Origin of the sequence: Chromobacterium subtsugae (assembly GCF_035919665.1) — a bacterium.
In the GTDB taxonomy this organism is placed as follows: Bacteria; Pseudomonadota; Gammaproteobacteria; order Burkholderiales; family Chromobacteriaceae; genus Chromobacterium; species Chromobacterium subtsugae.
In genome coordinates, this window is record NZ_CP142381.1 from 903132 (window position 1) to 917062 (window position 13931).

Annotated in this window: 14 protein-coding genes; 3 read left to right on the plus strand and 11 right to left on the minus strand. The window is 65.3% G+C overall.

Annotated elements, in window-relative coordinates:
* Positions 1 to 2: 2 nt before the first annotated feature.
* From U6115_RS04455 to U6115_RS04490, 8 genes are read right to left on the minus strand one after another with little or no spacing between them, the layout of a single operon-like run.
* Positions 3 to 1532, minus strand: coding sequence for a cryptochrome/photolyase family protein (locus tag U6115_RS04455; protein WP_181243200.1), 1530 nt, complete (start codon positions 1530 to 1532; stop codon positions 3 to 5).
* Positions 1529 to 1690, minus strand: a complete 162-nt coding sequence (locus tag U6115_RS04460) for a DUF2256 domain-containing protein (RefSeq protein ID WP_080770358.1) — start codon at positions 1688 to 1690, stop codon at positions 1529 to 1531. The genes U6115_RS04455 and U6115_RS04460 overlap by 4 nt, the downstream gene beginning before the upstream one ends.
* Entirely contained in the window at positions 1690 to 2124 is a 435-nt protein-coding gene (locus U6115_RS04465; protein WP_043581078.1) for a nuclear transport factor 2 family protein, read from the minus strand. Before U6115_RS04465 ends, U6115_RS04460 begins: the two co-directional genes overlap by 1 nt.
* Positions 2121 to 2900 carry an SDR family NAD(P)-dependent oxidoreductase gene (locus U6115_RS04470; protein ID WP_043581076.1) on the minus strand — a complete coding sequence of 260 codons (780 nt, stop codon included), beginning with the start codon at positions 2898 to 2900 and terminating at the stop codon, positions 2121 to 2123. The genes U6115_RS04465 and U6115_RS04470 overlap by 4 nt, the downstream gene beginning before the upstream one ends.
* Entirely contained in the window at positions 2897 to 3430 is a 534-nt protein-coding gene (locus U6115_RS04475; protein WP_043581074.1) for a DUF3833 domain-containing protein, read from the minus strand. The genes U6115_RS04470 and U6115_RS04475 overlap by 4 nt, the downstream gene beginning before the upstream one ends.
* Complete coding sequence (locus U6115_RS04480; RefSeq protein ID WP_043581072.1) at positions 3430 to 4635, minus strand: SAM-dependent methyltransferase; 1206 nt, start codon at positions 4633 to 4635, stop codon at positions 3430 to 3432. The genes U6115_RS04475 and U6115_RS04480 overlap by 1 nt, the downstream gene beginning before the upstream one ends.
* Positions 4632 to 5408 carry a DUF1365 domain-containing protein gene (locus U6115_RS04485; RefSeq protein WP_043581070.1) on the minus strand — a complete coding sequence of 259 codons (777 nt, stop codon included), beginning with the start codon at positions 5406 to 5408 and terminating at the stop codon, positions 4632 to 4634. Before U6115_RS04485 ends, U6115_RS04480 begins: the two co-directional genes overlap by 4 nt.
* A complete protein-coding gene (locus tag U6115_RS04490; RefSeq protein WP_043581068.1) occupies positions 5405 to 6691 on the minus strand; it encodes an NAD(P)/FAD-dependent oxidoreductase in 1287 nt (428 codons plus the stop codon). The genes U6115_RS04485 and U6115_RS04490 overlap by 4 nt, the downstream gene beginning before the upstream one ends.
* Positions 6692 to 6805: 114 nt before the next feature.
* On the opposite strand from U6115_RS04490, the gene U6115_RS04495 reads away from it, so the two are divergent.
* Entirely contained in the window at positions 6806 to 7441 is a 636-nt protein-coding gene (locus tag U6115_RS04495; RefSeq protein WP_043581067.1) for a TetR/AcrR family transcriptional regulator, read from the plus strand.
* Between the two features lie 168 nt (positions 7442 to 7609).
* Here the strand turns inward: U6115_RS04495 and U6115_RS04500 are convergent, their stop codons facing one another.
* A complete protein-coding gene (locus tag U6115_RS04500; RefSeq protein ID WP_146008368.1) occupies positions 7610 to 7852 on the minus strand; it encodes a hypothetical protein in 243 nt (80 codons plus the stop codon).
* On the opposite strand from U6115_RS04500, the gene U6115_RS04505 reads away from it, so the two are divergent.
* Positions 7851 to 9518 carry an ABC-F family ATP-binding cassette domain-containing protein gene (locus tag U6115_RS04505; RefSeq protein WP_043581065.1) on the plus strand — a complete coding sequence of 556 codons (1668 nt, stop codon included), beginning with the start codon at positions 7851 to 7853 and terminating at the stop codon, positions 9516 to 9518. The two genes, U6115_RS04500 and U6115_RS04505, sit on opposite strands and share 2 nt — an antisense overlap.
* Before the next feature lie 123 nt (positions 9519 to 9641).
* Here the strand turns inward: U6115_RS04505 and U6115_RS04510 are convergent, their stop codons facing one another.
* Both U6115_RS04510 and U6115_RS04515 read right to left on the minus strand, forming a co-directional pair.
* Positions 9642 to 11348: an amidase gene (locus U6115_RS04510; protein WP_043581063.1), complete on the minus strand. Its 1707-nt coding sequence runs from the start codon at positions 11346 to 11348 to the stop codon at positions 9642 to 9644.
* Between the two features lie 187 nt (positions 11349 to 11535).
* A complete protein-coding gene (locus tag U6115_RS04515) occupies positions 11536 to 12471 on the minus strand; it encodes a LysR family transcriptional regulator (protein ID WP_043581061.1) in 936 nt (311 codons plus the stop codon).
* Between the two features lie 258 nt (positions 12472 to 12729).
* On the opposite strand from U6115_RS04515, the gene aguA reads away from it, so the two are divergent.
* A complete protein-coding gene (aguA, locus tag U6115_RS04520) occupies positions 12730 to 13836 on the plus strand; it encodes an agmatine deiminase (protein ID WP_043581098.1) in 1107 nt (368 codons plus the stop codon).
* The last annotated feature ends 95 nt before the right edge of the window (positions 13837 to 13931 follow it).

The following is a 13931-nucleotide window of genomic DNA, read 5'->3' on the forward strand; positions in this document are numbered from 1 at the left end:
TCTCATAGTGAGTCGAGATTGGTTTGCAGCCAGCCGGCGCGCGCGGTTATGGCGGCGCGCTCGGTTTCCGGCAGCTTGTCCAGCTGGCGGTAGACCAGGGCCAGCCGCGGATTGCCGGCCAACTCCGCGCGGTGGCGCTGGAAAAAGTCCCAGTACAAGGCATTGAACGGGCAGGCGTCGGCGCCGACGCGCTGCTTGGGCCGGTAGCGGCAGCCGGCGCAGTAATCGCCCATGCGGCCGATATAGGCGGCGCTGCCGGCGTAAGGCTTGCTGCCCAGCAGCCCGCCGTCGGCGAACTGGCTCATGCCCAGCGTGTTGGGCAGCTCCACCCATTCGAAGGCGTCGATGTAGACGCCCAGATACCATTGGTGCAGCGCTTGCGGCGACAGGCCGGCGATCAGGCCGAAATTGCCTATCACCATCAGCCGCTGGATGTGGTGGGCGTAGGCGTCTTCCAGCGATTGGCCGATGGCGTGGGCGAGGCAGCGCATGCCGGTGTCGCCGTCCCAGAACCAGCGCGGCAGCGGCAGCTGGTGCGCCAGCGCGTTGCTGTCGCGGTAGCCGGGCATTTTGGCCCAATAGACGCCGCGCACGTATTCGCGCCAGCCCAGTATCTGCCGCGTGAAGCCTTCCACCGCGGCCAGCGGCGCGCGGCCCTCCTGCCAGGCGGACACGGCGGCGTCCACTACCTCGCGCGGGTTCAGCATTTTCACATTCAGGGCGAAGGACAGCAGCGAATGGAACAGCCGCCGCGCGCGCGGGCTCATCGCGTCCTGATAGGCGCCGAAGTGCGGCAGCCCGTGTTCGACGAAGGCGCGCAGCTGCGCCAGCGCCTCGGCGCGGTTGAGCGGCCAGCGCAGCGCGTCAGCCTGCTGCTGGCCGAAGCTGGCCACCCCGGCGCCGACAATGGTTTGCCACAGCCGGCTGTGGTCATGCTCGGGACGCGCATCGTCTGGTTCGGGCGGATCGCCGGGCCAGCGCTGGCGGTTGTCGGCGTCGAAATTCCAGCGTCCGCCGGCGGGCTCGGCGTTTTCGTCCATCAAAATGCCGTGCTGGCGCCGCAGGTGGCGATATAGGGTTTCCTGCCGCCATTGCCGCCGCGCGCCGAACAACGCCGCCGCCTCGCCGCGCGCGGTGTAGAAGTGCTCGCTGTCCGCCATGCGGCAGGGCATGGGCAGGCCGGCCGCCCACTCCGCCAGCTGGCGGTCCAGCCGCCACTCGTCCGGGGCCTGGTACTCCACCGCCGCCGCGCGGTAATGGAAGATCAGCGCGTCCAGATTGCCGGTCAGCGACTGGCGGTTGCTGGCGTCGTTGATCGCGACGTAGCGCACGCGGTGGCCTTGCGCTTTCAATTGGGCGGCGAAGTCGCGCATCGCGGCGAAGATGGCCAGGATTTTTTGCGCGTGGTGGCGCACGTAGTCGGTTTCCTGGCGGATTTCCATCATCACGTGCACCACATTGGCGTCGGGCTCGGCGAACCAGCTGTGGCAGGGATTGAGCTGATCGCCCAGGATCAGCCGCAAGGTGGTCATGCGGCTTTGCCTTTCTGGCGGCGGCAGCGCTCCGAGCAATACTGCACGGCATCCCAGCTGGCGCGCCATTTCTTGCGCCAGCTCATGGCCCGGCCGCAGCCGGCGCAGGGCTTGGACGGCAGCGCCGCCTTGTTGCCCTTGAAGGTCCGCGCCGCCATCACACCACCTTGAGTTTCTTGCGCAGCCAGGCCACCGGCAGGCCCAGCACCGGTATTTTCTCGAACAGTTCTTCCGCCGCGTCCCAGTAGTCGCGGTGCAGCGTGATCTTGCCGCCGGCGTCGAACTGCAGATGGCTGCCGCCGTGGATATTGACCTTGCGTCCAGCGTAGACAAAGTCGAAATCCCAGGTGATGAAAGCCTGGCCGCCGTCGCGCAGCGCGTGGATGATGGTGAAGCGCGGTTGCTCCAGCGTCTTGAACATGTGGCGGAACACCGCCTGGATGTCGGTGATGCCGCGCGCGTCGTTGAACGGGTCCTTGAAGCGGGCGTCTTCAGCGTAGAAGTGGCCGATATCGGGCAAGGTGTCCGGCGTCAACGTCTGGTACCAGTCAAGCAAAGCCTGCCAGTCGGCTTGGGAGGGGATGCGTTTCATGGTCGAGCCAGCCTCGCGAGCAAGGGCAGCCGCAGCCGGTAAGGCAGCAGCCGCAACAGTTTGAGCCATGCGGTGAAGCGCAGCGGGAAGTGGATTTCAAACGCGCCGCGCTCGAGCCCGCGCATGATGCTTTGCGCCGCTTGGCGCGGGGTGAGCAGCGCCGGCATGGAAAAATCGTTCTTGGCGGTGAGCGGGGTGGCGACGAAGCCGGGATTGATCAGATAAACCGCCACCCCGCGCGGCCTGAGCTCGGTGTAGAGGATTTCCGCCAGATTGATCAGCGCCGCCTTGCCGGGGCCGTACACCGCCGCGCCCGGCAAGCCGGCGTAGCCGGCCACGCTGGCGATCAGCGCCACGCCGCCGCGTCCATGCCGCGCCAGCGCTGGCAGCACCACTTCCAGCCCGTGGTAGACCCCAAGCAGATTGGTGTCGAGCAGGCGGCGGGTTTCGTCTGCATGCAGGTCCAGGCAGGTCTGCGGACGGTAATCGGCCGCGCAGAACACTACCAGGTCGGGCCGCGCGCCGTTTCGCTCCAGCCGCTGCCAGACGCGCGACCAGGCCGCCGGATCGGTCACATCCAGCGTTTCCACGCGCGCGCCGGCGCGGCCGGCGGCCAGCGCCTGCATCGGCTCGGCGCGGCGCGCCGACAGGATGACCTCGGCGCCGGCGTCCAGCAGTTCGGTAGCCAGCGCGGCGCCGATGCCGCTGGACGCGCCTATCACCCAGACGCGGCGCGCATGCCAGTCGGCGATGGCGGGATTGAGGCGCAAGCTCACGGCCGCGGCTCCGGCTTGCGGAAAAACAGCGTGACTTCGCCCAGGCGGAAGCCGAACTTGCTCATCTCGGCGCGGTTGAGCAGGCTGCGCTCGTCCTGCAGGAACATCCAGTCGTCGAACTGCACCTGGTATTCCTTGCCGTCCACCGGCAGCTTCAGCGTGTAGCGCCAGCGCAGCGCGTTGCCGGCAGTCTCGCCCGCGGCCTCGCCCACCACATCGTCGGCCAGGCCGCGCCAGCGTCCTGCGCCCAGCGGCTTGAGCCGCCACACGCGCTGCTGGCGGCTGCCATCGCTGTAGCGGAAGCGCTCGGTCAACACCAATTCGTCTCCCTGGCGCTCGCCGTCCATGTCCACGGTAAAACGCTTCAGCAGTCGGCCCTGTCTATCCTGGAACATGCCCCAGGCCTCGGTTTTGCCGAGGAAAAACCGGCCGGGGTCCAGCGCGGGACGGTTGGCGGCGTAATCGGCCGCCGACGGTCCGGCGCAACCCGTCAGCAAGGCCAGCAAGGAGGCGAGAGCGGCGCGCGGCATCACGCATGCCTTTGCAGCAGAAATTGCGAAACGCCGATGCGGCCTTCGTCGAAACCGGCTTCGCAGTAGCACAGATACAGCCGCCACAGCCGGATGAAGGCCTCATCGAAGCCCTGGCTGCGGATGGCGGCGAGATTGGCCTCGAAAGCATCGCGCCAGCGGCGCAGGGTTTCCGCGTAGTCGGGGCCGAAATCCAGCCGGCCGCGGCAGGCCAGGCCGCCTTGCCGCGCCGCGCGCAAGAAGCGTTCGCGGCTGGGCAGCATGCCGCCGGGAAAGATGAAGGTCTGGATGAAATCGGCGTTGGCGCGGTATGTTTCGAAGCGCGACTCTTCTATGGTGATGCTCTGAGCCAGCGCCTGGCCGCCCGGCTTCAGGCAGCGGCGCAGGGTGTCGAAATAGCCGCGCCAGTAGCGCTCGCCCACCGCCTCGAACATTTCGATCGACACGATGGCGTCGTACTGGCCGGAGAGGTCGCGGTAGTCGCGGTGCTCCAGTATGGCCAGCGGCTCGTTGACCAGGCGGCGGCGCGCGAAGTCCAGCTGCGCGTCGGAGATGGTGATGCCGTGCACGGCCACGCCCAAGCGGGCGGCATGCTCGGCGAAGCCGCCCCAGCCGCAGCCGATTTCCAACACCCGCATGCCGGGGCGCAGTTGCAATTGATCGCAGATGCGCTGGTACTTGCGCGCCTGGGCATCGGCCAGGGACAAGCGGTAGTCGCCGTCGAACCAGGCGCTGGAGTAGGTCCAGCCGGGGTCCAGCCACAGCTGGTAAAAATCGTTGCCGATATCGTAATGGGCATGGATGTTGCGCCGGCTGCCGCGGCGGCTGTTGACGCGCAAGAGGTGGCGCAGCCTGTGCCACGCGCGCGCGGCCCAGCGGCCCAATTCGCCCAGCTGCATCGCGTCTTCGTTGCGCAGCGCCAGCCGCAACAGCGCGGTCAGGTCGGGGCTGTCCAGCCAGCCGTCGCGGTATGCCTCGGCAAAGCCTATGTCGTTGCCGGACAGCATGCGGCGGCAGGCGCGCCAGTCGGCTAGCGTCAGCTCGGCGTCGGCCTGCGGCTTGAGCGCGCCGTACCACAGCTCTTCGCCATCTGGCGTGACGATTTTGAGGCTGCCGTGGCGCAGTTTCGACAACAAGGCCAGCAGCGCCCGCCCGGCGGCGGGAATGTCAGGGCGGGACAGGGCGATGGGTTGGCTTGCGCTCATGGTTTCAACTCCTGGCCGCGGCTGAGCGCGGCGGCGGGGGGATGAGGTTTGCGGAAAAAGGGCACGCGTTTGAGCCACAGCCGCAGCGCCTGCCAGTGGATGCGGGCGATGACGCCCAGAGTCAGCAGCGGCTGGCGCAGCAGGGCGCGCGCGGCGGTTCCCGGCGTCAGCGGCGACAGGCGGCCGGAGATGGCGGTGTGCAGCAGCGGCCCGGCGTCGTTGTGGTAGTCGATGCGGACCAGCGCATGGTCTCCGCTTTGATGGAAGCGGAAGCGGTAATGGCCTTCGATGCGGCAAAACGGCGAGACATGCAGCAGTTTGCGGCATGAGAGCTGGCTGGCGGCGGAGATGGGGCCGCCGCCGGTCTGGCTCAACAGATAGCCATGCCTTTCGCCAAAGGTATTGTTCACCTCGGCCAGCACCGCGATCAGTTGACCGGAGGCGTTGTGGCAATGCCAGAAGCTGACCGGGTTGAACACATAGCCGAACACGCGCGGAAAGGTTTGCAGCCAGACCTCGCCGTTGGCGGGCAGGCCGGCTTCCTCCAGCCGCGCGCGTATCCACGGCAAGAGCGGCGAGCCGTCGCGCGGGCCGTAGTCGCGCGTGCGCAGCGACAGCGGCCGCCAGCGGTCCACGCCAAACCAGAAGCCGCGCAGGCTTTCGAGCTTGGCCAGATTCAGCCACAAGCAGAAAACCGGATAGACGAAGCGATTGGGCGCCGGCCGCAAGCGGCGGTGCATCACCTGCCCGGTCAACAGATAGGCGCCGATCATTTCTCCAACCTCGCCCAGGCCGGGGCCAGCCCAAAATCCCGCGCCACGCGCAGCGCGGAGTTCAGCCCATCCTCGTGGAAGCCGTAGCCGGTCCAGGCGCCGGCGAACCAGCAGCCGTGGCGGCCCTGAAGGCCGGACAAAGCCTTTTGCGCGGCGATGGCGGCGGCGTCAAACAGCGGATGCTGGTAATGGTAGCGGCCCAGCACCTTGGCCGGATCGGGGGCGCGCGGCGGGTTCAACGTGACCGCCACCGGCGTGGCGACAGGCAGGGGCTGCAGTTGGTTGAGCAGATAGCTGACGCCCACCGCGCGGCTGTCGTCATCGTCGTCCGACAGGAAATTCCAGGCTGACCAGGCCGCTTCGCGGCGGGGCAGCAAAGAGGCATCGGTATGCAGCACCGCCTCATTGGCTTGATAGCGGACGGCGGACAGCATCTTGCGCTCCAAATCATCGGCATCCGCCAGCATGGCCAGGGTTTGCGGCGCATGGGCAGCGAAGACGACGCTGTCGAAAGTCTCTTCGCTGCTGGCGGCAAGCAAGCGCACGCGGCCATCTACCCGGCTGACGCGCAGCACCGGCGTCGACAGCCGGACATCGGCCAGGCTGGCGGCGATTTTCTCGACATACTGCCGGGCGCCGCCCGGCACCGTGCGCCATTGCGGCCGGTCGCGCAGCTGCAGCAGGCCATGGTTCAGGCAGAAGCGCAGGAAAGTCTCGGCCGGGAAGGACAGGATGTCGCGGCAGGGGCTGGACCAGATCGCCGCCGCCATCGGCAGCAGGTAGTGGCGGCGAAAGCGCGCGCCGTATCCGTCCGCGTCCAGCAAGCGCCCCAGGCTTTGCGGGGCCTCGATCGCGCGGCGCAGATTGCGCTCCGCCTCGCGGTTGAAGCGCAGGATGTCGGACAGCATGCCCCAGAAGCCGGGCGACAGCAGATTGCGGCGCTGGACGAACACGCTGTCCAGATCGCGCCCCGCCCACTCCAGCCGGCCCTGGCCCAGCGAGACGCTGAACGACATGTCGCTGGGATGGCTGGGGATGCCCAGCTCCTGAAACAAGGCGATGAGGTTGGGATAGGTGCGATCGTTGAATACCAGGAAGCCGGTATCGACGGCGAAGTCGCGGCCGTCGACCGTGACATCGACGGTGTGGGTATGGCCGCCCAGATAATCGGCGGCTTCGAACAGCGTCACCGCGTGCCGTCGGGAAAGAAAGTAAGCCGTGGCAAGGCCGGCGATGCCGCCGCCTATCACGGCGATGCGTTGTGGCGATGAGGCGTTCACCATGTCGTCCTGTCGCGAGGTAGGAAATCCGCCGGTTGGCAGTGCGCCGGCGCTGCTTTATATTCAGGATAAAACCAATTTGAAAAAAATGCTACTGATCAGTAAAAGGTGTTACCGATGGGTATACTAGGCAGGCTCAGCTTCAAGGATCAGGCTTTCAAGCTGCGCGAGCAGGCGGTGCTCGACGCCACCACGCGGATGCTGGCGAGCAAGGGTTTCGACCTGATGACCATGGACGATGTGGCCGGCGAGGCGGGGATTTCCAAGCCCAGCCTGTACAAGCATTTCAAATCCAAGGATGAGCTGGCGACCGAGGTGATGATCCGCTTGCTGGACGACGCCCAGGATTTTCTGGCGCGGCAGGCGCCGGAGTTGAGCCCGCTTGCCCGCCTCCGCGATCTGCTGGCTTGGGCGCTTGGCATGCGCCTCGCCGGCGGGCTGCCGTTCCTGCCCTCGACCAGTCCGCAGGTGCGCGCCATGCTGACGCGCAGCCTGCGTTACGTCAGCCGGGCGATCAAGCTGCACAAAATGCTGCAGGGCATCGTCGAGCAGGCCAAGCGGCAGGGAGAGCTAAGGGCGGATATGCCGACTGACGTGATCCTGTACAGCTACTACTCCCGGACCTGCGATCCGGCGGTGGAGTACTTGCGCGTCTATGGGAAATACCAGGACGAAGACATCGTCAGGCATATGCTGCGAGTCTGTTTCGACGGCATGGCGGACGATCATCGCCGCGATGACGGAGAGTCGTGAGGCCGCGGATCAGAGGGGGCCTGCGGTGTCTGATCGGCCGCCGACATGAGTAGCAGATGGTTCCCTATTGAAGAGTGCGGTACTTGTCAGGGGGACTGGGTGATACGCGGGGCTGCTGTTCGGCCAATGCGGGCTGTCATCCCATGTGTCCTGAACGTCTGCTCAGATTCACATGCCGGCCATTTCGCTGTCGCCGGCATCGAACGTCAGCTTTCTTCCCCTTTGGGGCGCGCAGGGGCGTGTTACCATCTGCGCCGTGCCGTTTTTATTGCTTTGCGGCATGCGGCGGCGCGCCGCTGCCGCTGCACCATTGTCATGATGCGGCCAACGTTGGCCACTTTTCTGTCGTCTTCCCGCCTTGTCGCCGGTCGCGGCGTAACCTTTTTTCTGCCGCCGCACGGCGCCTCCCATGATCATTCTGAAAAACGTGGCCTTGCGCCGCGGCACCAAAGTCCTGCTCGACAACGCGTCGGTGACGCTCAATCCCGGTGAGAAAGTCGGCCTGGTCGGCCGCAACGGCGCCGGCAAATCCTCGCTGTTCGCGGTGCTGAACGGCTCGCTGCACGAAGACGGCGGCGATGTGTCGATCCCATCGCAGTGGCGCATGTCGCAGGTGGCGCAGGACATGCCGGAAACGGCGCAGACGGCGACCGAGTTTGTGGTCGAAGGCGATACCACCCTGCTCGCCGCGCAGCAGGAGGTGGCCGAGGCCGAGGCCGGCGAAGACTACATGCGCATGGCGCACGCCTATACCGCGCTCAACGATGCCGGCGCCCACGACGCGCCGGCACGGGCGCAGGCGCTGATTCTCGGGTTGGGTTTCAGCGTCGCCGAGCTGCAGCAGCCGGTGAACAGCTTTTCCGGCGGCTGGCGCATGCGGCTGCAACTGGCGCGCGCGCTGATGTGTCCGTCCGACCTGCTGCTGCTGGACGAGCCGACCAACCACCTGGATCTGGACGCGCTGGTATGGCTGGAAGCGTGGTTGAAGCAGTACGCCGGCACCATGGTGGTGATCAGCCATGACCGCGAATTCCTCGATGCCGTCACCAACGTGACGCTACACGTCGACAATGCCAAGCTGGTGCGCTACGGCGGCAATTACAGCAAGTTCGAGGACATGCGCGCCGAACAGCTGGTCCTGCAGCAGGCGGCGCAGGCCAAGCAGCAGGAAAAGATGGCGCACCTGCAGAAGTTCATCGATCGCTTCAAGGCCAAGGCCAGCAAGGCCAAGCAGGCGCAGAGCCGTGTCAAGGCGCTGGAGCGGATGGAGAAGATCGCGCCGGTGCTGGCCGATGCCGAGTTCCAGTTCGAATTCAAAGAGCCGCAGAGCCTGCCGAACTCGATGCTGTCGATGACCGGCGCGGCGTTCGGCTATCCGGCGCCGGAGGGCGCGCCGGAAGGCACGCCGCCGACGGTGATCGTGCGCAACGTGAACCGCACCGTGCTGGCCGGGCAGCGCATCGGCATTCTCGGCGCCAACGGCCAGGGCAAGTCGACGCTGGTGAAAACCGTGGCCGAGGCGCTGCAGGCGGTCGGCGGCGAGATCATTCGCGGCAAGGGGCTCAATATCGGCTACTTCTCGCAGCAGGAGCTGGACGTGCTGCGGCCGGAGGACGATCCGCTGCAGCACATGTTCCGTCTGGCGCGCGACACCCCGGCGGCGATGCGGCCGCCGGCCAACGATTGCCGCGAGCAGGGGCTGCGCAATTTCCTGGGCACTTTCAACTTCAGCGGCGACATGGTGAAGCAGCCGGTCGGCAGCATGAGCGGCGGCGAGAAGGCGCGGCTGGTGCTGTGCATGATCGTGTGGCAGCGGCCCAACCTGCTGCTGCTGGATGAACCGACCAACCATCTGGACCTCGCCACCCGCGAGGCGCTGAGCGTGGCGCTGAACGAGTTCGAAGGCTCGGTGATGCTGGTCAGCCACGACCGGGCGTTGCTGCGGGCGGTGTGCGATGAATTCTGGATGGTGTCGCGCGGCGGGGTCAGCGATTTCTCGGGCGATCTGGACGATTACCAGGTCTACCTGCTGGAAGAGGCCAAGCGCCGGCGAGAAGAGGCGGCCGGCAAGCGTTGAGCCGGCCCGTCCGCGCGTGGCCACCTTGCGGCCAAGCATAGGGAGGCGCCGGGGCAGTCCAATGATAGCTTCCAACCCACTGCTACTGGCTGAACAGCAGTCCTGGTCTGCCCTGGCTGGCGCTCATTGAGCCAGCGGCGGCGTGCGCGGCGGGATCATGCGCTTGTTGCCGGTGGCTTCAAAGGCGCCGGCGAAGCGCAGCAGCGCGTTGTCATCATAGGCGCGCCCGGCGAAAGTCAGCCCCACAGGCATGCCGATATCCGCCATCACCCCCATCGGCACGGTAACCGTCGGGACGCCAAGATGGCGGATGGCGAGGTTGCCATTGGCTACCCAGATGCCGTTGCTCCAGGCGATGTCGGCGGAGCGCGGATTGACGTCCGCATCAGCCGGGCCGACGTCGGCCACGGTGGGGAACAGCACCGCGTCCAGCTTCAGCGCATCCATCCAGTCTTCCAGATCCAGCTTGCGGGTCTTTTCCAGACCGCGCAGACCATCCGGCACGCTTGCAATCTGGTCATAGGGCTTGAGGCCCCGCTTGGCCATGTTGACGTATTCGTCCATGCCTGCGGCCAGATCCCCTTCCCGGTTGGGCAAGGTCCCAGGGTCGTGCGGGAATATCTTCGGACCATCCACGTCGGCCAGTTTGTTGAGCTTGGGGTCGCCGTTGGCGCGCAGGAACTCGTCGAAAGCCCAGCCGGACAGCTCCCACAGCTCGTCATTGAGGAACTCAGGCGAGACGATGCCGCGGTTGAATACGGTGGGCGCGCCGGGACGATCGCCTTCGCAGTTGGAAACCAGCGGAAAATCCACTTCGATGACTTCGGCTCCGGCGGCTTCCAGCGCCTGGCGCGCGGCTTCCCAGAGGTCGATCACCGACGCGCGGGTATGGATGCGCTGGCCGGTCGGGCCGCCGATGCCGGGCTTCTCGCTGGTGCCGGCGAGCTCGTCCTTGTTGATGTACATGCGCGGTATGCCAAAGCGCTTGCCTTTAAGGATGTCGGGCTGGGCCAGCAGGCCGGAATAGGAATCCGGCCGGACCTCGGAGGCTTTGGGAATCTTCACCCAGGGCTGCAGGCGCCATAGGTCGCCGCGGCTGATCGGGTCGTCCGCGACGATGACGTCGAGCACTTCGAGCAAGTCCGCCATGGTGCGGGCGTAGGGCACGACCACGTCCATGGTCGGCGTCAGCGGCCAGTTGCCGCGCACCGAGATGACCCCGCGAGACGGCGTATAGGCGCACAGGCCATTGTTCGAGGCCGGGCCGCGGCCGCTCGACCAGGTTTCCTCCGCCATGCCGAAGGCGGCGAAGCTGGCGGCCGTAGCGGTGCCGGCGCCATTGGAAGAGCCGGAGGCGAACGGCGCCGTCAGGTAGTCGGCGTTGTAGGGGCTTTCGGCGCGGCCGTAGCAGCCGCGCTGCATGCCGCCGTTGGCCATCGGCGGCATATTGGTCTTGCCCAGGCAGATGGCGCCGGCTGCGCGCAGGCGCGCGATGGTGAAGGCATCGTGTTGGGCCACCAGATCCTTGAACGCCGGGCTGCCGGAAGCGGCGGTCAGCCCCTTCACCAGATAGCTGTCCTTGGCGGTGTAGGGGATGCCGTCCAGCGGGCTCAGCGTTTCGCCACGGGCGCGGCGGGCATCGGATGCCTCGGCTTCCTGGATCGCATCCGGATTGCGTACCACCACCGCATTGAGCCTGGTCGCCGTCGCGGGGCCATCGTAGGCCGCTATCCGCGCCAGATAGGCCTTGACCAGTTCCACCGCTGTCGTACGCCCGGATTCGAGCGCCGCGCGCAGCTCGGCAATGGATAGTTCGGTAACCTCGATCATGCTACTACCTCCACTCAAAAGACGGATTTCACGCCCATCGCGGCGACCGTTTCCGGTTTGCGCAGGCGGGTGGGCGCGCTCAGGGGCCGCACGGCAGCCGGCGCGCGCATGGGTTGTTCTGCAATATGGCGGCTAATCTACAAGAGATAGCATCATGCGGGAAAATGATTCATTTTAATGCACTCATTCATACGGCGAATACCGGGGCCGCATCATCGGATTCGATGAGCTTGCGCATCAAATCGCGCAGCCAGTGCAGCGCCGGATGACTATCCTGTACTGGGTGCCAGATGCAGTTGAGGTGATAGCCTGGCAACTCTTCCGGCAACGCCACCATCTTCAACGGCCAGTAGCCCGCCATCATCGCCGCGACTTTCTTGGGCAGGATAAACAAATGATCGGTGTTGCTGACGATGGCGGCTGCGGCCATATAGCTTTGGCTGTGCACCGAAATCTTGCGCTGCAAGCCGCGCGCGGCAAGAAAATCATCCATTGGCGACCCCTGATTGCCCAGCGGCGCGTGGAAGACATGCGGCAAGGCGATCAGATCCGACAGTGTCAGCCTATCGCTCTGGAGCGGGTGGCCATGGCGCAAGATGCCGATCAGCGGCTCGTTCAGCCAGGTTTCCCGGCACAGATAGCTGGGGATGGACATGTATTCGTCAAAACCCAGCAGGAAGTCGACCTCACCGTCGGCAAGCGCCAGTTCCGGTATGTCTTCCCGCAGGATGGTGATGTCGATATGAACATTGGGCGCGACCTCCGCCAGTTTTTTCACCAGTGGCGGAATCAGCACGCACTCTACATAATCGGTGGTGCACAGGGTGAAGCGGCGCGCCGATGTGGCCGGGTCGAAGGCCTCCGGCTGGCTGAAATGGCTTTGCAGCAGGCTGAGCGCCTGATGGACGCCCTGTTGCAGGTAGAGCGCTTTTTGCGTCGGCAGCATGCCATGCGGCGAGCGCACCAGCAGCGGGTCGTCGAAGAAGGTCCGCAAGCGGTTGAGCGAGTGGCTCATCGCCGGCTGGCTGACAAACAGTTTCTCTGCCGCCCGCGTGACGCTGCGCAGGCTGATCAGGGCATCCAGCGCCAGCAGCAGGTTCAGATCCAGTTGATGCAGCTTCACACCATTCACCGTATTTATGAAAGTATTCGTATTGTTCATTTGCTGAATAGTTTGGCGCTACATAGACTGCGTCTGTCAATCACTTCGTCGTTCATCGCAGAGGAAATCTGCCGTTCCAGCAGGCGGTTCCGCCCGGCGAATGTGCATTGGTCGAGCCGCCGCATCGCGCAGATCGGGAGACGCGCCGAGTCTGTCATCCGCAAATGCACGATTCATTGAATACTTCTGATGGCATTTATCAAGCCGATGGTGATCAACATGAACAATAAAACGCACAATAGTCTTCCGGCCGCCGATGGTTTCCACATGCCGGCCGAGTGGGCCGAGCATCAGGCGGTATGGATGATCTGGCCGCAGCGCCCGGATAACTGGCGCCATGCCGGACGCGAGGCGCAACAGGTCTTTGCCGCCATCGCCAAAGCCATTTCCGCGGCCACGCCTGTGTTCATGGCCGTGCCGGAACCGTTCATGTCGCAGGCGCGCGCAGTGATGCCGGCCGAAGTCACGCTGGTGGAAATGAATAGCGATGACTGCTGGATGCGCGACAGCGGACCGACCATGGTGATTGATCAGGCGGGCCATCTGCGCGGCGTGGACTGGAAGTTCAATGCCTGGGGCGGCTTCAACGGCGGGCTGTACCATCCTTGGGATCAGGATAGTGAAGTGGCCAGCCAGGTGTTGGCCCATCATGGTTTTGATCGCTACGCGGCTCCGCTGGTGCTGGAGGGCGGCTCGATTCATGTCGATGGCGAAGGCACGCTGCTCACCACCGCGGAATGCCTGCTCAATCCCAATCGCAATCCGGATTTGTCCCAAGCCCAGATCGAGGCCCTGCTTTCCGAGTATCTGGACGTGACGCACTTCATCTGGCTGCCGGAAGGCGTGTTCATGGATGAAACCGACGGCCACATCGACAATATGTGCTGCTTTGCCCGTCCTGGCGAGGTTGTGCTGCACTGGGTCGACGATGAGCAGGATCCGCAGTATCCGCGTTCGCAGGCCGCCTACGAAGTGCTGTCCAAAGCGCGCGACGCCAAGGGCCGCCAGCTCAAGATCCACAAGATGCTGGCCCCGGGCCCCTTGTTCTATGGGCAGGATGAAACGGCTGGCGTGGTGGCTAGCGGGCAGGCGGTGCCGCGTGAGGTTGGCGAGCGCATGGCCGCTTCTTATGTCAACTTCCTGATCAGCAACGGACAGATCATTTTCCCGCTGCTGGATGAGCGCACCGATGCCGCGGCGGCCAGCCGCTTGCAGGAGATCTTCCCGGAGTACCGAATTGTCGGCGTTCCTGCGCGCGAGGTACTGCTTGGCGGCGGCAATATCCACTGCATCACCCAGCAGATTCCAGCTGGCAAGGCTGGCTAAAGCGCTCTCGTAAACGGCGGGTGAATTCCCGCCGTTTCTGTTTGCCATGAACCAAGCTTGCGCGGAATTTCGTGCGCGGCCAGCTTATGGTGCCG

Excerpts from the sequence above, each read along its gene's own strand:
- U6115_RS04460 (WP_080770358.1), bottom strand. The coding sequence starts at position 1,690 with ATGGCGGCGCGGACCTTCAAGGGCAACAAGGCGGCGCTGCCGTCCAAG.
- U6115_RS04485 (WP_043581070.1), bottom strand. The coding sequence starts at position 5,408 with ATGATCGGCGCCTATCTGTTGACCGGGCAGGTGATGCACCGCCGCTTG.
- U6115_RS04495 (WP_043581067.1), top strand. The coding sequence starts at position 6,806 with ATGGGTATACTAGGCAGGCTCAGCTTCAAGGATCAGGCTTTCAAGCTG.
- U6115_RS04505 (WP_043581065.1), top strand. The coding sequence starts at position 7,851 with ATGATCATTCTGAAAAACGTGGCCTTGCGCCGCGGCACCAAAGTCCTG.
- U6115_RS04490 (WP_043581068.1), bottom strand. The coding sequence starts at position 6,691 with ATGGTGAACGCCTCATCGCCACAACGCATCGCCGTGATAGGCGGCGGC.
- U6115_RS04480 (WP_043581072.1), bottom strand. The coding sequence starts at position 4,635 with ATGAGCGCAAGCCAACCCATCGCCCTGTCCCGCCCTGACATTCCCGCC.
- aguA (WP_043581098.1), top strand. The coding sequence starts at position 12,730 with ATGAACAATAAAACGCACAATAGTCTTCCGGCCGCCGATGGTTTCCAC.
- U6115_RS04500 (WP_146008368.1), bottom strand. The coding sequence starts at position 7,852 with ATGGGAGGCGCCGTGCGGCGGCAGAAAAAAGGTTACGCCGCGACCGGC.
- U6115_RS04475 (WP_043581074.1), bottom strand. The coding sequence starts at position 3,430 with ATGCCGCGCGCCGCTCTCGCCTCCTTGCTGGCCTTGCTGACGGGTTGC.
- U6115_RS04510 (WP_043581063.1), bottom strand. The coding sequence starts at position 11,348 with ATGATCGAGGTTACCGAACTATCCATTGCCGAGCTGCGCGCGGCGCTC.
- U6115_RS04455 (WP_181243200.1), bottom strand. The coding sequence starts at position 1,532 with ATGACCACCTTGCGGCTGATCCTGGGCGATCAGCTCAATCCCTGCCAC.
- U6115_RS04465 (WP_043581078.1), bottom strand. The coding sequence starts at position 2,124 with ATGAAACGCATCCCCTCCCAAGCCGACTGGCAGGCTTTGCTTGACTGG.